This is a genomic window from Castellaniella sp., assembly GCF_004321985.1.
Classification (GTDB): domain Bacteria; phylum Pseudomonadota; class Gammaproteobacteria; order Burkholderiales; family Burkholderiaceae_B; genus Castellaniella.
Genome location: NZ_SCQN01000052.1, coordinates 1 through 21302, shown reverse-complemented (window position 1 = coordinate 21302; position 21302 = coordinate 1). Strand labels below are relative to the sequence as shown.

21 protein-coding genes are annotated in these 21302 nt (G+C 60.3%); 10 read left to right on the top strand and 11 right to left on the bottom strand.

The annotated features are described in order from the left end of the window. Window positions 1–239 precede the first annotated feature (239 nt). Genes EPN31_RS13925 through EPN31_RS13910 form a run of 4 tightly spaced genes read left to right on the top strand, consistent with a single transcriptional unit; the run spans window position 240 to window position 5420 of the window. The gene (locus EPN31_RS13925; protein WP_291774262.1) at window positions 240–755 is read left to right on the top strand and encodes a sugar dehydrogenase complex small subunit; all 516 of its coding nucleotides are present in this window, start codon (window positions 240–242) and stop codon (window positions 753–755) included. Window positions 756–764: 9 nt separating this feature from the next. After that, window positions 765–2381, top strand: a complete 1617-nt coding sequence (locus tag EPN31_RS13920; RefSeq protein WP_291774261.1) for a GMC family oxidoreductase — start codon at window positions 765–767, stop codon at window positions 2379–2381. A 23-nt stretch (window positions 2382–2404) separates the two neighbouring features. Then, on the top strand, window positions 2405–3832 hold the full coding sequence (locus EPN31_RS13915; RefSeq protein WP_291774259.1) for a cytochrome c: 1428 nt from the start codon (window positions 2405–2407) through the stop codon (window positions 3830–3832). Between the two features lie 58 nt (window positions 3833–3890). Next, window positions 3891–5420 carry a phospholipase D family protein gene (locus tag EPN31_RS13910; protein ID WP_291774257.1) on the top strand — a complete coding sequence of 510 codons (1530 nt, stop codon included), beginning with the start codon at window positions 3891–3893 and terminating at the stop codon, window positions 5418–5420. 40 nt (window positions 5421–5460) lie between these two features. Here the strand turns inward: EPN31_RS13910 and EPN31_RS13905 are convergent, their stop codons facing one another. From EPN31_RS13905 to EPN31_RS13880, 6 genes are all read right to left on the bottom strand, one after another. Further along, window positions 5461–5883, bottom strand: a complete 423-nt coding sequence (locus EPN31_RS13905) for a DoxX family protein (protein WP_291774255.1) — start codon at window positions 5881–5883, stop codon at window positions 5461–5463. 168 nt (window positions 5884–6051) lie between these two features. Next, a complete protein-coding gene (locus EPN31_RS13900; RefSeq protein WP_291774253.1) occupies window positions 6052–6966 on the bottom strand; it encodes a LysR family transcriptional regulator in 915 nt (304 codons plus the stop codon). A 101-nt stretch (window positions 6967–7067) separates the two neighbouring features. Next, a complete protein-coding gene (locus EPN31_RS13895) occupies window positions 7068–7679 on the bottom strand; it encodes an NAD(P)-dependent oxidoreductase (protein ID WP_291774251.1) in 612 nt (203 codons plus the stop codon). Between the two features lie 96 nt (window positions 7680–7775). Next, window positions 7776–8492 carry a trimeric intracellular cation channel family protein gene (locus EPN31_RS13890; RefSeq protein WP_291774248.1) on the bottom strand — a complete coding sequence of 239 codons (717 nt, stop codon included), beginning with the start codon at window positions 8490–8492 and terminating at the stop codon, window positions 7776–7778. Continuing rightward, window positions 8474–9745 carry a M20 family metallopeptidase gene (locus EPN31_RS13885; protein WP_291774245.1) on the bottom strand — a complete coding sequence of 424 codons (1272 nt, stop codon included), beginning with the start codon at window positions 9743–9745 and terminating at the stop codon, window positions 8474–8476. The genes EPN31_RS13890 and EPN31_RS13885 overlap by 19 nt, the downstream gene beginning before the upstream one ends. A gap of 100 nt (window positions 9746–9845) precedes the next feature. Continuing rightward, entirely contained in the window at window positions 9846–11306 is a 1461-nt protein-coding gene (locus EPN31_RS13880) for an MFS transporter (protein WP_291774241.1), read from the bottom strand. Between the two features lie 297 nt (window positions 11307–11603). Here EPN31_RS13880 and EPN31_RS13875 point away from each other — a divergent pair, with 297 nt between their 5' ends. From EPN31_RS13875 to EPN31_RS13855, 5 genes are all read left to right on the top strand, one after another. Then, window positions 11604–11933, top strand: coding sequence for a helix-turn-helix domain-containing protein (locus tag EPN31_RS13875; protein WP_291774238.1), 330 nt, complete (start codon window positions 11604–11606; stop codon window positions 11931–11933). 14 nt (window positions 11934–11947) lie between these two features. Continuing rightward, a complete protein-coding gene (locus EPN31_RS13870) occupies window positions 11948–12424 on the top strand; it encodes an ArsI/CadI family heavy metal resistance metalloenzyme (protein WP_291774236.1) in 477 nt (158 codons plus the stop codon). Window positions 12425–12429: 5 nt separating this feature from the next. Then, on the top strand, window positions 12430–12927 hold the full coding sequence (locus EPN31_RS13865; RefSeq protein WP_291774268.1) for an arsenate reductase ArsC: 498 nt from the start codon (window positions 12430–12432) through the stop codon (window positions 12925–12927). Between the two features lie 9 nt (window positions 12928–12936). Next, the gene (arsB, locus tag EPN31_RS13860; protein WP_291774234.1) at window positions 12937–13986 is read left to right on the top strand and encodes an ACR3 family arsenite efflux transporter; all 1050 of its coding nucleotides are present in this window, start codon (window positions 12937–12939) and stop codon (window positions 13984–13986) included. Between the two features lie 143 nt (window positions 13987–14129). Continuing rightward, the gene (locus EPN31_RS13855; RefSeq protein WP_291774232.1) at window positions 14130–15977 is read left to right on the top strand and encodes a GGDEF domain-containing protein; all 1848 of its coding nucleotides are present in this window, start codon (window positions 14130–14132) and stop codon (window positions 15975–15977) included. A gap of 166 nt (window positions 15978–16143) precedes the next feature. Here the strand turns inward: EPN31_RS13855 and EPN31_RS13850 are convergent, their stop codons facing one another. Genes EPN31_RS13850 through EPN31_RS13840 form a run of 3 tightly spaced genes read right to left on the bottom strand, consistent with a single transcriptional unit; the run spans window position 16144 to window position 18142 of the window. Further along, window positions 16144–16644, bottom strand: coding sequence for a TPM domain-containing protein (locus tag EPN31_RS13850; protein ID WP_291774231.1), 501 nt, complete (start codon window positions 16642–16644; stop codon window positions 16144–16146). A 2-nt stretch (window positions 16645–16646) separates the two neighbouring features. After that, window positions 16647–17513: a YgcG family protein gene (locus EPN31_RS13845; RefSeq protein WP_291774229.1), complete on the bottom strand. Its 867-nt coding sequence runs from the start codon at window positions 17511–17513 to the stop codon at window positions 16647–16649. After that, on the bottom strand, window positions 17510–18142 hold the full coding sequence (locus tag EPN31_RS13840; RefSeq protein ID WP_291774265.1) for a LemA family protein: 633 nt from the start codon (window positions 18140–18142) through the stop codon (window positions 17510–17512). Before EPN31_RS13840 ends, EPN31_RS13845 begins: the two co-directional genes overlap by 4 nt. Window positions 18143–18651: 509 nt before the next feature. Here EPN31_RS13840 and EPN31_RS13835 point away from each other — a divergent pair. Beyond that, the gene (locus EPN31_RS13835) at window positions 18652–18993 is read left to right on the top strand and encodes a hypothetical protein (RefSeq protein ID WP_291774227.1); all 342 of its coding nucleotides are present in this window, start codon (window positions 18652–18654) and stop codon (window positions 18991–18993) included. An 82-nt stretch (window positions 18994–19075) separates the two neighbouring features. Here the strand turns inward: EPN31_RS13835 and EPN31_RS13830 are convergent, their stop codons facing one another. After that, window positions 19076–19387: a HigA family addiction module antitoxin gene (locus EPN31_RS13830; RefSeq protein WP_291774224.1), complete on the bottom strand. Its 312-nt coding sequence runs from the start codon at window positions 19385–19387 to the stop codon at window positions 19076–19078. A gap of 1725 nt (window positions 19388–21112) precedes the next feature. Beyond that, a partial coding sequence (locus EPN31_RS13825) for a transposase (protein WP_291774222.1) occupies window positions 21113–21302 on the bottom strand: 190 nt, incomplete at its 5' end.

The following is a 21302-nucleotide window of genomic DNA, read 5'->3' as shown; positions in this document are numbered from 1 at the left end:
GATGGCTTCACGCGTGGGACGGATGATGTGCGAACGGGGCCTGGTGAGAAGCATCGATTATGTGAGTCAGCTTGATGTTTGCGGGTTGGTGGCCATGTATCGGGATGGGGTGGTGGTGGGTGTCTAGGGTTCCGGGTCGATTCAGACCATTTTTGCCATGCGCGTGAGGGCGTATGATCTAGTCGTCAGCATGGTTATGACGGTCAGCGTCTCAGTGTTCCTCACAAGGAGGTTCTACGATGCACGAGTCTTCTGGATCGCCCGATTCGCCCGCTGCATCGCCTTTGCGCAGACGCCTGCTCGCCGGGCTCGTGGGTGCCTACACCGCCACATTGATGCCCTGGGCACTGGCTCAACCCATCAAGACTGACTCGCACGGCGCCTTCCTGGCGCTGTCGGCCCTCATTGCGGGGCGTCAGATGCTGAATGCGGGGATGGCCGACCGGATCTACCAGGCGCTCGCCGCCGAAGCGCCCGACTTCCCGGCTTCCGCTGCTGCACTGCTGCAACTGATCGAGGAACGCAAGATCGATCCCCTGCAACTGCAGCAGACGCTGGATGACGCAAAATCACCGCTGGCCCCCCTGCCGCGAAAAATCGCCACCGCCTGGTTCCTGGGTGTGATCGGCTCTGGGACGAAAGCGCACGTCATCGCCTACGCTCACGCGCTCAACGCGCAGATGGTGGCCGACGTGCTCAAGCCACCAACCTATGCCTACGGCCCCTACGGCAGCTGGACCCGCAAACCCTTGTAAGGAACGCTCGTGGCGGATTCACTCAACGCAGACTTCGTCATCATCGGCTCGGGCATTATCGGTGCCCTGACCGCCATGAAACTAGCCCAGGCGGGCGCCTCGGTGCTCATCCTGGAAGCGGGGCCACGCCGCACACGCGACGAGATCGTGGCACGGTTTCGCAATTCGCCGCGTCGCAGCGACTGGGTCTCGCCCTATCCGTCCGTGCCCTGGGCACCGCACCCAATTTACAAGCCAGAGAGCAACGACTATCTCGTACAGGCGGGCCCCTATCCCTACCCCGCGGAGTATCTGCGCATGGTGGGGGGCACTACCTGGCACTGGGCGGCGCACGCCTGGCGAAACATCCCCAACGATCACCGAATCCACACGCTATACGGCGTGGGCGTGGACTGGCCGGTATCCTACGATGAGCTCGAACCGTTTTACCAAGACGCCGAAGAAATCATGGGAGTGTCGGGCGCGGCCAATACGGGGTCGCCACGGACGAAGCCTTTCCCCATGGAGCCGGTCGCCGAGCCCTACGCCATGCGACGCATCCGCGAGCGGCTGGATCCCGTCTACAAGGTCGTCAGCAACACCACGGCGCGCAACAGCCGGCCCTACGACGGCCGCCCAGCCTGTGTGGGCAACAACAGCTGTCAGCCTATCTGCCCGATCGACGCCCAGTTCACCGGCGGTCGCGCGGTGGAGAAGGCCGAGAAGGCCGGCGTGAAACTGATGTCCAACGCCAACGTCTACAAGCTGGAAAGCGACGACCGCGGGCGCGTCACGGCGGCGCTTTACTACGACCGCAACAAAGGCTCGCACCGCGTCACGGGCAAGACCTTCATCGTGGCGGCCAACGGCATTGAAAGCCCCCGGCTGCTGCTGCTCTCGACCAGCGACAAGTTCCCCAAGGGCTTGGCCAATGCGCACGACATGGTGGGCCGGCACCTGATGGATCACCCCAGCACGTCGCTCACCTTCGATGCGGACGAAGACCTCTGGCTGGGCCGCGGCCCGCAAAGCCCAAGTTCGATCAACACCATGCGGGACGGCGGCTTTCGAAAGGAACACGCGCCCTACCGGTTGGATTTCACGAACATATCGCGGGTGGACGGTACCACCACAGCGCTTATCGCGGCCGGAATCTACGGTCCGGAATTCGAGCGCCGGCTGCGTCACAGCGCCGCGCGGGAATTGAACGTGAAAACCGTGCTCGAAGTTCTGCCACACCCCGAAAACCGGATCACGCTCAGCACGAAAAAGGACAGCATGGGCCTTCCCAAGCCCGAGGCCCATTACATGATCGACGAATACACGCACCGGGGCGCCATCCGCGCGCTGGACGACTTTCGCCAGATCGCCAAGCGCATGGGCGGCACGAACCTACGCTTTACGCGCGATGGCGACTACGCGAACAACCAGCACATCTGCGGCACCCTCATGATGGGCAATAACCCGGCCACATCGGTCGTCGACCGATGGGGCCGTGCGCATGATCACGAAAATCTGTATATGGTGAGCACCGGCGTCATCCCCACCGCCGGCACCTGCAACTCCACCGAAAACGGCCTGGCGCTCGCGCTGCGCACGGTGCACCACATTCTGGGCGGACGCGACTCTGCGCCGGCAAAATCGTGATCGGCCACGCAAAGGCGGGTGACATGAAAACGACGACACGCATGCAATCCGGATTTCGGCTGGCCCTGGCTGCACTGGCACTCTGCATGGGGCAAAACGCCATGGCTGCCGAGCCCTCCTCGCCCGATCTTCATCTCATGCAGAAGGGCGAATACCTGGCGACCGCTGGCGACTGCATGGCCTGTCACACCGCCCACGACGGCAAGCCCTTCGCGGGCGGCCTGGCCGTGGCCACGCCCATCGGCAACATCATCTCCACCAATATCACGCCTTCCAAAACGGCGGGTATCGGCAACTACACGCTTGAACAGTTCACGCGGGCCGTACGCCAGGGTGTACGCGCAGATGGCCAGCATCTCTACCCGGCCATGCCGTACACCAGCTACGCGAAGACCAGCGATGCCGACATCCAGGCGATGTATGCCTACTTCATGCACGGCGTCGCGCCGGTCGATACTACCGGACCCGAAACGTCGCTTCCTTTTCCGTTCAACATCCGCCTGGCGATGGCTGGATGGAACTTCCTGTTCCTGGACGACAAACCCTACGAGCCCGTCGCCGACAAGGCCACGCTCTGGAACCGGGGCGCCTATCTGGTGCATGGCCTGGCGCACTGCGCCGTCTGTCACACGCCGCGCAACACCCTCATGGCAGAGGACAGTTCGCAATTCCTGGGCGGAGCCTATGTGGGCCCCTGGTATGCCCCGAACATCACGTCCGACGTCAATAGCGGCATCGGCAGCTGGACCGATGCGGAAATCGTCGAATACCTGAGCACGGGCCACACGGCCAAGGCCCAGGCTTCCGGCCCCATGATGGAGGCCGTCGACTTCAGCCTGCGGCACCTGACGAAGGGTGACCTGCTGGCCATCGCCACCTATCTGAAAACCGTGCCCGCCCTCCACGACACGGTGGATACCAAGCCCGTTTTCGATTGGGGCAAAGCGTCTGATCAGCTCTCCACGGTACGCGGCCAGCCGTGGCCCGAAAACCAGGACTTGATGACGGGGCCGCAGCTCTATGACGCACACTGCGCCACCTGCCACCAGGCGCAGGCGCAGGGAAGCTCTGGCGGCGGTCTGCCGGCGCTTTTTCACAACACCGCCACTGGACGGCTGCAGACTAACAATCTCGTGCTCACCATCCTGGATGGCATCCAGCTGCCGGCTCAAGGCAACGGCGTCATCATGCCCGGGTTCCGCGACGTGATGAGCGACACGCAAATCGCGACGCTGGGCAACTACCTGATGACGGCCTATGGCAACCCGGCCGGCAAAGTCACGACCGAGCAAGTCGCTGTCCTCAGAAGCGGGGCATCAACAGAACCCGACACGGGAGCCCGCCTGCTGCTGGCCGCACGCGCCGGTCTGGTGATCGCGGGGCTCATCGTTCTGCTCATCCTGTATGCGATCTTCCGGCCACGCCGTCAGCGGGCCCGCGTGTGGTTATAGCCCTCCAGGTGAAGAAGGAATCCAGCTCATGCACTTTTCCAGGAGGCGCTTTCGGGCCATGATGAGAGCGGCCGGGAAGGCACTCTTGCACGGCCATCACCACAAGAAAGACCTAAACGTCGAGGCGCCCACCTACCACGCGGCGACTCCGAGCACGACGGACGCGACCCGGCTCGCACAGTCCGTCGCGCCACTGCACCAGACCCATGCTGCGCAATCAGGATTCGTTCCGCTCTCCGATGGGCGGGCCGCCTTTGCTGCGCGCGTCGCGCTTGCCGATGCAGCCGAATGCTCACTGGATGTGCAGTACTACATCTGGCATGGCGACATGACGGGCGTGCTGCTCTTCGACGCACTGGTGCGTGCCGCCGAGCGCGGCGTGCACGTGCGCCTGCTGCTGGACGACAACAACACGGTGGGGCTAGACACCATCATTACCGCGCTGAATGCCCATCCGAATATCGAGGTGAAGCTGTTCAACGCCTTCACCACGCGTCGCTGGCGGGCGCTGGGATACCTGACCGACTTCTCCCGCCTGAACCGGCGCATGCACAACAAATCGTTTACCGCAGATCGCCAGGTCACAATCGTGGGCGGGCGCAACATCGGCGACGAGTACTTCGAAGCCGGGGACAACGCCCTCTTCATCGATGTAGACATCATGGCGATCGGCCCGGTCGTAGGAGACGTCGCAGACGACTTCGAACGCTACTGGACGAGCGACGCCTCTTCACCCGCCGAGCGGGTCGTGTGTCAACCGCGCACCGCAGCCGCTGGCGCGCTTTCGTCCATCGGCGAACAGATGGCACGCAAACCGCAGGCTCGCGCCTATATCGACGCCATCTCCCAGCAATCCTTCGTGCGCGATCTGCTGGCTGGCCGACTGCGCTTCGAATGGGCCACCGTATCGCTGGTGAGCGACAACCCGGACAAGGGGCTGGGCAAAGCGCCTCACTACACCTTGGTCTGGCCAAGACTTCAGCAGATCCTGGGCGATCCCACCCACGAGCTGGAGCTGGTCTCCCCCTATCTCGTACCGACGCAGGCGGGGGTCGAAGCCTTTGCGGGGCTGGCCCAAAGAGGCGTGAAGGTCACGCTGCTGACCAATTCACTGGAAGCCACTGACATCGTTGCAGTCCACGCCGGCTACGCCAAGCGGCGCAGGTCGCTGCTCATGGCAGGCACCGCCCTTTTTGAACTGAAACGCATGGCCTCGATTCCAAAAGTCCGCGACAGAGGGCTGACAGGGGGTTCGGGCTCCAGTCTGCACGCCAAGGTGTTCACCATCGATCGTCAGCGCGTGTTCATCGGGTCCTTCAACTTCGATCCGCGCTCTCAGAAGCTGAATACCGAGATGGGGTTTATCATCGAAAGCCCGGCTCTGGCCAGTGAAATGGCCGACAATATTGGCCGGCTTCTGGCGTCCCACGCCTATCAGGTACGAATGATCGGCATGGATGGCAAACTCGAGTGGATTGACCAAGCCGATTCCAGGACCACCACGTACCGCCTCGAACCGGGTGCAAGCCTCTGGCGCCGGGTTGGCGTCAAGGTAGTGGCTCTGTTGCCGATCGACTGGCTCTTGTAGGCGGCCGCCTCATTTAAACAGACGACCACCACTCAAGTCGTCACTTGCGCAACGATGGCTTCAGTGCACAGACGCCATCCCCCAGCAAAGCCAGCGCTGCGGCGGTAACCGCCAGGAAAACCGGATATTCCCAGCCCCCGCCGTCGGGGGCGGCAAACGCCCAGCCATTGCCCCAATGAACCGTCGATGCCACCAGGAGTTCGACGGCTGCCAGCCCGGCGACCCAGCGCGGCAAAACACCGAGAATCAGCATCGCACCGCCGATGATCTCGAACGCCATGACCGGATACGCCAGGAACCCCGGGAACCCGACGCTCGCGAAGAACTTTACGGTTCCTGCTGGCGTGAAGACCAGCAGCTTGGTCAGGCCATGGGCCAGGAACATGATGCCCAGCTCCAGGCGAAGCAGCAAGGCTGCATAGGGGGCTGTGTTGCCAACAGTAGGTTTGAAAGAGCGTTCCATTTTGATGACCTCGTTAGTGAAAGGGTGTGCGGGTTCGTGACAGACCGCCGATGTCGCCCAGACCGTGGACAACAACGAATGACCAACACTTTATCCAACTCTTTACCAAAGATAAATCAGCGAACAATAGATTGATTGTCTCTTTATAAAAGACAAAACGACCCTCCATCATTTGGCCGATTCGGCCAAAGACCACGGCGGATCGCGCATCGCGTCCACCAGGAAATCCAGCAGCCTGCGAACCTTGAGTGGCAACTGCTTGCGCGTCGGGTACAGGGCCTGAATGCTGATCTCCGGCCCGCGGTAGCCGGGCATGAGTTCCACAAGTCGGCCGCTGCGCAGATCCTCGTAGATAAGGAAGTCAGGCTGAAGAACCACGCCGTGTCCATCCAGGGCTGCGGCCCGGCAGGTATCGCCGCTATTGGCGTGAATGCGCGCGCGCACATGCACCGAAACAACACCAGCGGGCCCGGTAAAGTGCCACTCGTCACCTGACGCCCAATAGCTGTAGGCAATCGCATCGTGCTGGGTCAGATCGTTCGGATGCAGGGGCTTGCCACGGCGCGCCAGATAGTCGGGCGACGCACACAGCACCATACGCGACCGGGCCAACGGTCGGCTGACCAGTTCGGAATCCGCCAGTTGCCCGATGCGCACCACCAAGTCGTAGCCCTCCTCCACCAGATCAACGATACGATCAGACAGCACGATGTCGAGCGAAACCATGGGGTTGTCGGCCGCAAACTGCCCCCAAAGTGGCGCCAAGTGCAGCGCACCGAACGTTTGCGGCGCACCGACGCGCAAGCGCCCCTGTGCCATGACCGCAGCGTTACCGACCTCGGCACCGGCCTCCTCCACTGACTGCAGGATCTCCTTGCAGCGCTGATAGTAGGTGCGCCCCTCGTCGGTGAGGGACAGCCGCCGTGTGGTTCGATGCAGCAGGCGCACACCCAAGTGTGTCTCCAGTTCCGCAACCTGCCGTGAAACAGCGGGCTTGGAAAAACCGGTGGTTTCCATGGCACGAACGAAACTGCCGGCCTCCACTACGGCGGCAAAGGTATTCATTGCCTGCAAGACATCCATCGTTTCTGCTTACGCCCTCGGTTGATGCGCTCGGCTTACACGCTCAGGTCTCTCTGAGCAATTTTGTCGAGACCGGGTGCTCACCCTGGTCGCTAACCGCGTCAATACCCCACCGTGATGCGCCGGCGGCTATGCTTTGGTGCCTCGAGCTCATCGACGAAGGCAATCGCGAAGTCTTCCATTGAGATCCAGCTCTTACCGTCCTGGCCGACCAGCATCTGGTCAAGCCCCACGCGAAACTTGCCGGTTCGCTCGCCCGGGACGAACTCGGCCGAGGGAGAAACGAAAGTCCAGTCCAGTTGTGTCTCTTTGCGCAATACTTCAAGAAACGCACGGCCAGCGGTCGCTTCGGGCTTGTAGGCATCCGGAAAACCCGGCGTATCCAGCGCCTGCACGCCAGGCGCTACTTCCAGCGTACCTGCGCCGCCCACCACCAGCAGTCGGGCGACGGCGGCCCGCTTCACCGCGGCAATCAGGGCGGCGGCATCAGCCGTTGCGAACTTCAGGGCGCTGAACACCGCGTCATGGCCTTTCAGTAGGGGCGCTAATTGATCCGGCTGATTGGCGTCGGCGCTCTCCAATACCAGTCCAGGCCGGCCGGTGACTTTGCCGATGTCGCGAGCAATACCCGTGACCTGATGGCTGCGCCGCAGCAGCTCCGCAAGCAAGCGTGAACCCACGCGGCCCGTAACGCCGATCAAGGCAACTTCCATGTCAATCTCCAAAGAGTTACCGAATCAATTGAGCGCACGACCGACAGCAGCGGTCGTTAGCCGACGCAAGGCCCCACGGGGGACAGGTGCCCGTACTCAACGTGCCTCGTCATGTGGTCGATTTTCGGATTGAAGCTCATCCAACTGCCCCTGCGGCGTTTTTGCGGCCGGAAGGTGCCAGCCGCGGCGTATCGCCATGAAGCGAAGCGCGAAACACAGAACGCCGCCCACCGCCGTCGTCATGACCGGTGACACGCCAAGCAGGTGACCACCGACCACCACGGCGGCACCCGCGAGCGCAGCGAGCGCGTAGAGGTCCGCACGCAAGACAACGGGTATCTCGACGACCAGCATGTCCCTCAGCATCCCCCCGCCCACACCCGTCAACATCCCCAGAATCGCCGCCATGGCGGGAGAGACACCGTACACCAGCGCCTTCTCGGCACCCGCGACAGCAAAGAAGGCCAGGCCCACGGCGTCAAACCACAGCATGTGAAAACGCAGCCGGTCTGTGACGGGGTACCAGATGAAAGTCACCAAGCCCGCCGCAACCGATACCGCAAGGTACGTCCAGTCCTCGATGGCGGCAGGCGGCACGGCACCAATCAACACGTCGCGCGTCATGCCACCCACATTGCCGGTGACAAAGGCCAAAACCAGGACACCCAGAATATCCAGCCGGTGCTTGACGGCCACCATTGCGCCACTGACAGCAAACACGAAGGTGCCGCCAAGGTCCAATATCAGAAGCAGTACATGCGGAATGGGCAGCATGGTCGCGTGATCGCCAATGTTCAGCCAGCCACGAGCCACGCCCGCGCCGCTACGACCATGGCTTCAACGCCAGTCTCCAAGGTCGGGTGCAGGACCGGCAGGAAGTGGGGGTTGTGGTTGCTTGGAATTTCATTGAGGCGATTGGCCGCCTTCGCTTTTGCATAGACTTCCGGATCCGTCCCACCCACGAACCAGAAAACCGACGGCACGCCCCACTGGGTGCCAAATGAGCCGAAATCCTCACTGGCGGACGCGGGTCCTACTTCGTGAACACGCTCTTGCGAAAAGTGCTCCCGGAAGACAGCGGCCAGCCGCTCGGTGGCTTCCTGATCGTTGGATGCCATCGGGTAACGATCGAGCGGCGTGATCTCAGGGGGTTTGGGCGCCCCCGAGGCCGCAGCTTCGGCGTTGACGATGCGGGTGATGGCGGCCAGCACCCGGGCGCGCACGCCTTCATCGAAGGTGCGCACGTTGAGTTTGATGATCGCCTCGTCCGGAATCACATTCTCTTTGGTGCCGGCCTGCAAGGCACCCACCGTGACGACGGCGGATTCAGCGGGTGCAAGCTCGCGCGCGACGATGGTCTGGAGGCGCAGCACCACCGAGGCTGCCATGACAACCGGATCGATGCTGGCCTGCGGCATGGAGCCATGCGCACCCCGCCCAAAGAGCCGGACCTGAAAGCTGTCAGCCGCAGAGGTGATGGTACCCACGCGCCCACCCAAGGCGCCCGCGGGCCCCACCATCACGTGCTGACCCAGCACGACCTCGGGCTTGGGAAAGCGCTTGAAAAGGCCGTCGTCTATCATCGCCTGCGCACCAGCCGCCGTCTCTTCCGCAGGCTGAAAGACCGCCATGACGGTTCCCTTCCATGCTGCGCGGGTCTGAGCCAGCACCGCGGCAGCGCCGAGCAGCCATGTGACATGCATGTCGTGGCCGCAGGCGTGCATGACAGGCACCGTGTGGCCTTCCGCATCCGTCGCGGTCACCTTGCTGGCATACGGCACACCCGTGGCTTCCTGAACCGGCAGCGCATCCATGTCGGCGCGCAGCATCACGACTGGGCCATCACCGTTTTTCAGCAGACCCACCACCCCGGTCTTGCCCACGCCAGCAGTGACTTCAAAACCCGTCTGTCGCAGGCGCTTGGCGACCAGGTCGGCGGTGCGCTTCTCCTGCATCGAGAGCTCGGGGTGCGCATGGATATCGGCGTAGACCTGTTCAAGATCGGGAAGAAGACCCGCCAGCCCGGCCAACAAAGTATCATTGCCACCTTTCTGATTTGCAGTCATCGCAGCCAGCCTCCAATCGCAAGATCACCAACGGACAGTTGATCAATAGTAGCCCGCCAACACTACCCACTGGGGGGTTTCAGGGGCGTTTCAATTCGACTCAAACCCGTTCCTTCGTCGCCTTCGGGATCGTGAGCATGATCGACAGGATGGCCACCGCAACCATCAGCACGTTAAACCCCAGCGCGATCATGGCAGCCTCCCGGACGGCCAGATTATCTTGGCGCCCGACAAAAGTCACCATCCCGGCAAGCCAATCCGCGCCATTCCCATTCAGCGCGGTGAAGATGGCAGCGGAGATAGCCACGCCAAAGGCAGCGCCAAGCGATGAGGCCATCTTGTAAATGCCCGATCCAGCCCCCGTCTGGGCTGCCGGCAAGTTGGACAGTGCCGCATCCGTGGAGGGAGTCGCATAGAATGCCAGACCAATCCCGAAAAGCGAATAGCCTGCGATTGCGAAAAACTTGTAGTCCGTCAGCATCAGATTGGCAGGCGACACCATCACGATTGCCAGTCCCGTGATCAGGCAGCCCCAGATCATCGGCTTGCGCGGCCCAAAGCGCTGCAGAAGCTTTTCTCCCACACGGATGAACGCAATGATGGCCACCGCGTAGCCCAGCGTCAGAAAACCGGCCTGCTGCGCGTTCATGCCACCGCCGATCTGCACCAGTTGCAGCGACACGATCAGCGTGCCGGCGGTGCCATTAATCAAAAAATTGGAGATGGTCGCTCCCGTGTAGATCGGATTCCTGAAGAGGCCGAAGTCGAAAAACGCGCTTCGCTTCCTGTTTTCAATGCGCAGGAACATCCAGCCGAACGCGATCAACACGACCCACAGCGCAAGCCCAACAGGGCTGGTCCACCCCAGCTTGTTGCCCTGCGTCACCAGAACCTGCAGTGCCACCATGGTGACCATGAAAGTCAGTACGCCCGACAGATCGAATTTGTATTCGCCCTTCGTCTCGACCTTGCTTTCGGGTGCGCCCCGCATCATCCACAAGCCAAGCAGACAAACCACAATGTCCACCCAGAAGATCGAACGCCAGCCGAAATTCTGCGACATCAGCCCACCCACGAGTGAGCACAGGCCCGAGCCTCCCCAAGAGCCGATCGACCACATGCTGATGGCACGCTGCCGTTCAGGACCGTCCCAAAAGGCCTTTACCAAGGCCAGGCTGGCGGGCATGATGCATGCGGCCGAAAGGCCTTGCAACGCACGGCCCAACAGAATGACGGGTGCCGCGAGATGGCCCTGCGGCGTAATCGCCACCAGCAACGAGCCAACAATGCTCAGATAAAAGCCAATGCGCGTGATCTTCAGCCGACCCACGCGGTCGGCCAAGCCCCCCACGACCACGATGAAAATGCCGGAGAACAGCGAGGTGATCGCGACCGCCACGTTCATGACGCTCGCACTCAGCCCAAGGGCGCGGCCCATGTCAGGCGCAACGTTGAGTGTCGTCTGGGCAAAAAGCCAGAACGCCACGACGCCCATGATGATGCCGAAAAGCAGCCGGTCGTTGCCTTTGTACGGCCGCTCAGCTTGAGGATTGGTACTCATACCCCTCCCTGATGCGCCTGCGCCAATTCGTCATGAGGCGTACTCAAAAGAACCAGCGGCCCAGGGCACGCATCCGTCGATCAAGTGCTGTTCGACTGACATTACTCTCCAAAATCTGAACAATCGCTTAACGAGCAACGAGTCGTCGAACCATGCGATCAACCAGCCGCGTAGTGAGTGTCATTACCGACCATCAGGCGATCAAAAATTCTCACCCCGGAATTCGTTCGGGGTATTACATCAGGCCCGATATTTGGCTATAATTCAAATATCGTTGAATATTTGTATTATTAAACCATGACTGAAGACCAAACCGTCCTCGCATTGGCGGCCCTGGCTCACCTACAGCGTCTGCGGGCCTTCCGTGCTTTGGTCGTCGCTGGCACGGAAGGGCTCACGCCCAGCGTCCTGGCTGATCATCTGGATATGGCGCGCAACGCCTTGTCCTTTCATCTCAAAGAACTGGCTCACGCCGGCCTTGTGACGGTCGAACAGCAGGGCCGAAACTTGATCTACCGCGCCGATTTCTCGTGCATGAACGGCCTCTTGGGCTACCTGACCGAGCAATGCTGCCAGGGCGGCATTTGCGAAGTCAGTCCCAACAAGGCCTGCTGCCAAACCTGTTGAACTGGGAGAATTCCATGAAACGCTTTCACGTGCATCTGTACGTCGACGACCTGAACCGCAATATCGCTTTCTATTCAAGCCTCTTCGCCGCTCAGCCGGCCCGGGTTGAAGCGGACTACGCCAAGTGGATGCTGGAAGATCCACCTGTGAACTTTGCGATCTCCGCGCGCAGCCACGATGTGGGACTGGACCACTTCGGCATTCAGGTCGACAACGACGCGGATCTGGCCGTGCTCAAGGCGCAAGCTCAGGCAGCTGAGGCTCCGATCCTTGATGAGGGCCAAACCACCTGTTGCTATTCCCGCAGTGAAAAGCACTGGGTCACCGACCCTCAGGGCATCGCCTGGGAACATTTCCACACTTTGGAGGGCATCCCGACCTTCAACGAGTCTGAGCGGTCAGCCGCACCTGCCTGTTGTACGCCCACGTCTGCTCCCTCCACCTGCTGCACGCCCTCCGCTGCCGGTAGCTCCAGCAAATCTTGCTGCTAAAACCGATCATGTCGGAGAAGTTCTACAACACGCTGTTCATCTGCACCGGCAATTCCGCCCGATCGATTCTGGCTGAAGGGCTGCTCAACGGTCTGGGCAATGGCCGCTTCAGGGCCTATTCCGCCGGCAGCCACCCCAAGGGCGAAGTGCATCCGTTGGCACGGGTCACCCTGGAAAAACTCGGCATGCCGGCAACCGGTTATCGCAGCAAGAGTTGGGACGAATTCACCCAGCCTGGCGCTCCAGAGTTCGATTTCATTTTGACTGTGTGCGATAACGCGGCTGGCGAGGTTTGCCCGATTTGGCCAGGCAAGCCCGCGTCTGCGCATTGGGGCGTGCCTGACCCGGCCGCCATGAGAGGCAGCGACGAAGCAAAGGTGAGGGCATTTCAGGATGCAGCGATCACACTCAAGCGCCGCATCGAACTCCTCCTGTCGCTGCCGCTGGAAAGCCTGGATGCCATGTCCTTGCAGCGTAAACTGCGCAGCATTGGCGAAGCATAAGAGGGAAGCATGAGTGTTTTCGAACGATACCTGACGATATGGGTCTTTCTCTGTATCGTCGCCGGCGTCTGGCTGGGACAGGCTGCACCCGCCGCTTTCCAGGCCATCGGGAGCCTGGAGGTCGCCCAGGTCAACCTGCCGGTGGGGCTACTCATCTGGCTGATGATCATCCCCATGCTGGTCAAGGTAGACTTCGGTGCGCTGAACCAGGTGCGCCAGCACTGGCGCGGCATTGGAGTCACGCTGTTCGTAAACTGGGCCGTCAAGCCCTTTTCGATGGCGTTTCTGGGTTGGCTATTCATTCGGCAAGTGTTCACACCGTGGTTGCCGGCCGATCAACTCGACAGCTACATCGCGGGGCTGATTCTGCTGGCCGCCGCGCCATGCACGGCCATGGTGTTCGTATGGAGCCGGCTCAGCGGCGGCGACCCGCTCTTTACCTTGTCCCAGGTGGCGCTGAACGACACCATCATGGTGTTTGCTTTCGCTCCCGTCGTGGGACTACTGCTGGGCCTGTCATCCATCACCGTGCCGTGGGATACGCTGCTGACCTCGGTTGCGCTCTACATCGTCATCCCGGTCATCCTCGCCCAGATCTGGCGCCGGGCACTGCTGAACCGTGGCCAAGCCGTTTTCGATGCGGTGCTGGCGCGCATTGGCTCGCTGTCCATCGCCGCACTGTTGCTGACACTGATTCTGCTCTTTGCTTTCCAGGGGCAAGCCATCATCAAGCAACCCTTAGTGATTGCCATGCTGGCCGTGCCTATCCTGATCCAGGTGCTGTTCAACTCCGCGCTGGCGTATTGGCTGAACCGGCGCCTGGGTGAGCGGCACAACATTGCATGCCCCTCGGCCCTGATCGGCGCGAGCAACTTCTTCGAGTTGGCCGTGGCCACTGCCATCAGCCTGTTCGGCTTTCAGTCCGGCGCGGCGCTGGCTACCGTGGTGGGGGTACTGATCGAAGTACCCGTCATGCTGCTCGTGGTGCGCGTGGTCAACCGTACCCGGGGCTGGTACGCCTGCAATGCCGAGACCCAGGCCTCTCCACACGGAGCGTGAGAGAACCCGGAAAATAGCGCCGCCCTGAGAAGTCACGGGATTGGCGCCAGCCAACACGGCATCGTTCACTGCCACCCTCTCGTCACAGATCCGTCATCTACTTTGGTTAAGGTGTCGTTATCAAGTGAGCCCAAGGTGGGTGAATGGATTCTGTGTCTACAGTTTTTAAGCATGAGAAAGCGGCGCGACCCGCACTGGCTTGCGAAGAGTCGGCACTCCGTCACGAGTTGATCGAGTTGCTGGCTACCAATGGTTTAACGCCGGTTTTTCAGCCCATCCTTCGGCCGCACGAGGGGGTTATCCTCGGCTATGAAGGACTGATTCGTGGTCCTGAGGGCGGGCCGCTGCATCAGCCCGCTTCACTATTCGCGGTGGCTCGCAGCGCAGGCCTGGATGTTGCGCTGGAACATCATTGCGTGCGAGCCATCGTCCGTCGCTTTGCGGCCTTGGGCCTTAGTGGATACCTGTTCGTCAACATCAGTCCCCGGGCATTGGCATATGCCGATGAGCAGGGCCTGAACATCGGCGGACTGCTGGTCGAGGCTGGCTTGACGGACGAACGGCTGGTGATGGAGCTGACCGAGCAAACAGCCGATGATTTGTGGGATGTCCTGCAGCCCATTCTGAGCAGATTCCGTTCTCAGGGTATCCGTTTTGCAATAGATGACCTGGGGGCGGGTTCGTCGAATCTCGGGCGTTGGCTGAAACTACGCCCTGAATTCGTCAAGATCGACAAAGCCTTTTCGTCAGGGATCCACAACGACTTACTGCGCCAGCAGATACTGCGTTCAGTCAACGATATCGCAGCAGTCGCCGGCACCGTTGTGATTGTAGAAGGTATCGAAACCCAGGAAGACTTCGCCTGCGTGGGGAATCAAGGCGTGGCCGGCGTCCAAGGGTACTTCATCGAGCGCCCAGCCGCCGAGCCGGATCAGGATCGAATCCAGGCGGCTTCCATGCGTCTCGCCGTGCATAACCTGTTCGTGCCGCCGCATGGCATTGAACCGGACCTGCCTGTCGACGAAACAGGAGGACAGGCTCTGCAACTGATGCGACGCGTCCCCAGCGTGAGCTCCGATACTCCCAATGAGATCGTCTTTGAGCGGTTCAGAGCTCATCCAGATCTGCACACCCTGCCTGTGGTGGATGAGGGTGTCCCCGTGGGCGTCCTGACTCGCAGCGTCCTGGTCGAGCGGTTCTCCCTACCGTATCAACGAGAGGTCTACGGCCGTAAGCCATGCCGGATTTTCATGGACAACGAGCCCCAGGTTTTTGAGATGTCCACCCCACTGATCACACTGAGCCGGTCGCTGGCTGAAGGCAACCGTATGGTCAGCGATTTCCTGATCACGCACCATGGGCGTTATCTGGGTATAGGCTCTAGCCAGGATCTCCTGCTGGCGCTCAACCACATGCAGCTGCACGCAGCCCGTTATGCAAACCCTCTGACACAGCTTCCAGGCAATGTCCCGATCGACCGGCAGATCCAGCGTTATCTGGCCAGCGGCCTGCCCTTTAGCGTGTGCTATGCGGATCTGGACAATTTCAAACCCTTTAACGATGTTTTCGGTTATCAGCTGGGCGATGAGATGATTCGGCTGCTCGGCAGCGTGCTGTCGCGCCACACCGATGTGCAACAGGACTTTCTCGGCCACATCGGCGGCGACGATTTCATTCTGCTGTTTCACAGTGCCGATTGGCGATTGCAGTGTGACCAAATGCTGACGGAATTTTCCGATGAGCTCGTCCGCAAGCTGGCCGATGCCGGCCTGAGCGTGTCTGGTGGCTACGAAGCCGAAGATCGCCAGGGCCAGTGCCGCCATTACGATTTGCCCACTCTGTCGCTAGGCGCGGTCGAAGTGGAACCCGGCGACTATGAATCCCATCACCAGGTTGCCCAGGCAGCATCCGAGGCCAAGTCCCAAGCCAAGAAGTCCCAAGGTGCTGTACTGTTCATCGAGCGGCGTCACCCTGCAGTCTGCGCAGCGTGATTTTTAGCGCCCTCACCTGCCCGGAGCACCTGTGATCCCGCATAGCTAGGTCTATCGGGACCGCGTGATCCTTCCTGCCGCAGTGGGCGAAGAGTTCGCTGCTGCCATCCACATGAGCGTACGAACCCTGCAAAAGTCTCGGCTATGTGCCGCAAATCGTGGGCCACTACAGCAGCACGGGACTGTCTGGCAAGTCTCCCAATAGTTCACCGTCAACGGCCGGGAAATGTTTTGCGAGACAATCTGTCACCGCCCGGATACCTGCTTCCATTCCCTCCAGATAGCGGCCTTGACCAAAGATGACTTCCATCGAATGGCAGACCTTTGCCCATTCCTGGGTGCCGACCTTGGTGTGAATTCCGCGATCGGCAACAATCTCAACCGCTCGATCCGCCAACAAGACATAGATCAGCACGCCGTTGTTGTGCTCCGTGTCCCACACACGTAAGAGGGAAAACACCTCAACGGCACGCTCACTGGCCGTCTGACCGCGCAACAGCGCTCCACTAGGCAGTGCGCCCTCCACCGCAACTCGAATTTGACCAGCATGGGTTTTTTCACTTCGTGTAATGGCTGTTTCGATCGCTCGTAAGGTGGATGGGACGAAAGTTCTTCTGACTTGCCAGTGGGTCATAACGAGATGCCGGCAAATGCGTTTGAGATCCATCTTTACCACCTCCCCGAGGCACCACCACCCCCAAAGCCACCGCCACCACCGCCGAATCCTCCGCCGCGTCCGCTGCCACCTCCGAAACCACCCGACCATCCCCCACCACTACGCCAACCGCCACGTCCACCCATGCCTCCCCCCACCAAAGTGAACATAAAGGCAATCAATCCAGCTCCTAACACCACCGAGATGGCCCCGATAAATAGCCAAGCCAGCACCGCTGCACCACCACCTGCAACGATGGCTGCAGGCAACCTCCCAAGGGCCTGCCGGAGGATTCCTCCGACCACCACCACCAACAGGAAGATGACTGGCACCAGTTGCCCGACCCCCCTATCGTCACTGTGGGCACGTTGGGTGGGTGCAGGTAGCGGCTCGCCGTTGACCACTCCAATCATGCGGTCGACCCCAGCTTCGATGCCGCCATAGAAATCCCCCTGTTGAAAGCGTGGCACGATGACTTCGCTGATGATGCGCTTGCTGGTGGCGTCGTTTAGCACGCCCTCCAGACCATACCCAACCTCGATGCGCAACGTTCGGTCTTTTTTGGCGATAATTAGCAGTGCGCCATCGTCTACGTTCTTGCGCCCGAGCTTCCACTTCTCAACCACGCGAAGCGAATACTGCTCAATTTGCTCATCTCCAGTGGTTGGAACGATGAGTACGGCAAGCTGAGTCCCCTTGGCGGCCTCGAAGGCCCGCAGCTTTTGCTCTAAGGCTGCTGTCTGCTCACTGGTCAAGGTGGCCGTTCGGTCAGTGACACGTGCAGTCAAAGGGGGAACAGGCACTGGCTGAGCGGCGGTAGCTGAACCCCAACACAGCGTGATCACCGCCAGCAAGGCCCACATCTCACGCAAGATTCTCATTGACTACTTCCTTTGGCGCCCACCTGATTCGATCCAGTTGACGTTCCGAAATCCACACGTGGCGGGGCGGCAATGGCTTTTTCGTTTTCTACGGTGAAATTCGGCTTCACCTTGTAGCCGAAAACCATCGCGGTGAGGTTGGACGGGAAATTTCTTACCGTAACGTTATAGTCCTGGACAGCTTTGATATACCGGTTGCGTGCGACGGTAATCCGGTTCTCGGTGCCCTCGAGTTGCGCTTGCAAGTCGCGGAAATTGGCGTCAGATTTCAGTTGCGGGTAGTTTTCTGAGACCACCAACAGCCGGGATAGCGCACCCGTCAACTGGGCTTGTGCCGCTTGAAATTTCGCAAAGGATTCAGGATCATTCAGCAACTCTGGAGTGACTTGGACCGAACCGACTCGCGCTCGAGCGGCCGTTACTTGCTCCAGCACTTCTTTTTCATGAGCCGCATACCCTTTGACGGTGTTGACCAAATTAGGAATGAGATCTGCCCTGCGTTGGTACTGGTTCAGCACCTCTGACCAGTTCGATTTGACCTGTTCGTCGCTGGACTGCAAAGCGTTATAGCCACAGCCAGAAAGGCTCAGTGTCAGCACCATTAGCAGCAGGGTCCATACTTTGCGCATGAGCGCTCTCCTTAATCGCGAACATTGCTGACGACCGCCACCGAACTCGGGCATCTGCATCATCATGTCCATCATGCCATTATTGCCGCCCATCATGCCCGATGGCTGTCTGCCGGCAGGACACTGCTCAGCGTACATCGTACTCATCATGGCCATACCATCTTTCATCGCTTGCATACCTTCCTGCATGGCTGCTTAGCGCTCCTCTGGAGTCTTGGCCGCCGCTGCTTTGGCACGAGCGGCTTGCAGCTTCTCCATTTGCGCATTGAACGCCTGCTGCGACACTGCTTTCTCGGCCGGTTTGACGGTCGAGGCCGAAGCGTCGGGATGGGAATGGCCTTAGCATAAGTAGTGGCCATCAGTACGATATTGATGCGCATCAACTAGAAACGTTACGGCTACCTGCCCAAGCTGGTTCGTGACGGTTTTCGAGGGCGCATCTACGCGACGGCAGCAACTGGCGATGTCGCCGAGTTGATCCTCAAAGATAGCGGTCAGACCCTCGAGCTATGACGTCACCATTCTTCAGCACCGGACCCAATGCAGCCCCGACACTGCGGGCCAGTCGCCTGGGACTGCATACGCAGCATCAGGCGATCGCCATCATGCGCACCGACTGCCACGTCTGCCGCGCAGAAGGACTGGTGTCCCGCTCACAGATCCTGCTCAGCGCCAATGGACGCCAGGTACAGGCGATACTGTTTCAAGCGGAGGGCAATTTGGTTGCGCCCGGCGAAGCGGCGCTGATGGGATGCACCCGTCGTGGTGGACAAACACTGCATCGGCGGACTGCCCCGAAACCGGACGACACCGCCCACCTGCCCGGAGCACCCATGATCTCACGCAGCTAGATCTATCGGATAGGGGCCTCCCACCGATCGACCACGCGCAGGCTGATCACGTAACGTCCGCTGATTCACGCTCCGACTAGTTTCAGGCCAGCGCCTCGTGCGCAGGATCAACCTGAAGATCACGGCCAGAATGCTCGGCTTGCCATAGGTCATAGGCGACCTGGCCACGCAGCCATGTCTCTGCACTCGGGCCACGTCCGTCCGGCTTGCGCAGCCAAGCTTCCAGACGCCGCGCCAGATCAACCGAGATTGCGGCACGCCCATGCAGCACGCGAGACAAGGCGACACGACTCACGCCGAGCTGACGTGCCGCTTCAGCCACCGACAGACCCAAAGCCGGCAGAACGTCTTCACGCAGCGTCTCGCCGGGATGGGGAGGATTATGCATACGCATGGTGTGCGAGGGTATTGATCATGTCCAAATGTATCGCATGAATATACGTATCGCAATGCGAACATATCTCGCACACCTCCCGTCTGCTGTGCGAGGCGCGAGAGATATCACCGGTACTGTTGTGCTGGACTGGGAAGCGAAGAAACTGGTAGTCGCCAGCAGCAGCCGGGCAGCCAATGTAATCGAAGATAACCGAGCTGATGGATGGCGGCGTTCATGCACCCGCCAAACTTGATGTACAACTGCACCGCCCTTATGCGCTCTGCGTACGAATACATGGATGGTCTCCAAAGGAGTCCAAGTTTTTGTCCGCCCCCCCAGAACTCATCCCAATTAACAGTGTTAATGAAGGCGGGAATATCCGGCCCGCAGATAACTGCCGTGGGGAGCCGCCGATTTTCACCGATATGCAGATCAATCCCGTCTCGGGGTGCATGACATACTCTATCCGATTCATCCTCGATAGAGAATATGTTGGGCTCCAGAAAGACTCGAAGTCGATTACTACTGGTGTTAGTGCCATCTTCAAACCTCTGGTAAATAATTCAGCATGGCCACGACGTGAGGGGGTAGAACAATCATTCTGAGCCGCAGGAAACACACGAGGTAAGACAGGCAGCAGTTGGCATAGTCCTTGACCTCTGGGTCTTTTGATTGAAGTCCTGCGAGTATGCGTGTGTAGGACTCGATATTGTCGATGAGCATTTTCGTTCCTGTTGTTCTGATAGTCCCCATGCTCTCCGGGTCGTGGCCAAGATGTCAAGAATGCAGGGCGTCACTTCTCCTCCACGGGATCGTATGCCGCTGCGAAAATATCTGGCTTGTAGGGGTAGTATTCCCCGTGCACTCCCGTGATGATCCAGTCCCCCGGACAAACAATATGCCCGGCACCACCGCTGAAGTCATCCCCATCCAGAAGGCCGTGAGCCGGCGCCCGGCAGGGGGCGATGCGCCTATGGCTCCAGAAATTAACACTGTTAATTCTGAACCCGCCCCGACCAAGCCTAAGCCCCCCGCCTAGGCCGCACCCCGGTGGAAAAGGTGGTGGAGCTAGCCAACGCCACCAAGGATGAGGCAACGCTAAAAGCCGCTGAGGATGAGCTGTACCGCCGCTGGGTGGACATGGGAGACGAGCAGGCCCAGAATTACTTCCTAGCCGACATTCGCCCCGTAAAGAATCAGAGCAAGGCTGTGGCCTTCTCGGAGTCCACCCATGGGCAGGAGCTGAAGGCGCGCCATGAGGCAGCGCGTGATGCGAAGGGAGGGCCGAGCAGGTCAGGAGCTAGGCCGGAAATTCGGCGCTCCCCGCGTGCTGCGCCAGAACGACTCAGCGCAGCCGACGATGCCCAAGCACCAGGTCGAGCAGGTGGTGTAGCAGGCTCTTGCGCGGGCGGGGCTTGGGTCTGGGGAAGTACGGTATCTCGTAAGTAATACCGTGAGCGACATTCTCCCCTCGCTTCCCGCCGGAACCAAGGGCACGGTTACAGCCTATGGGGTAGTCCACGTCTTTACTGACCGGGCAACATCCCCCAGGGACGTTGAAGCTACCGTGTTTCACGAACTGTTTCACCGTCGGGTAAAAGCCTGGTCAAAAGGCAATGCTCAGTATACACACGCCCTGCTGACACTGACAGAGGACCCCATGATCCGGGACGCGGCCGAGACGTGGATGCGCTCAGAGCAGGGCCAGCAGGAAATTGCCCTCCTCCCGCGATATGGACAGGCCTACTGTAGAGAATCCGGCATATCGTGCACGCCAGCGAACTGGTGTGCGAACACGGCTGGCGCGACATCCGCCAAGGCCGAATGGGGTCGAAAATGATTGTAATCCTGTCTCCAGTTTTCAAGCTTCCGACGCGCGTCTTCGAGCGACAGGAACCAGCTGACGTTCAGGCACTCGTCGCGTAAACTGCCA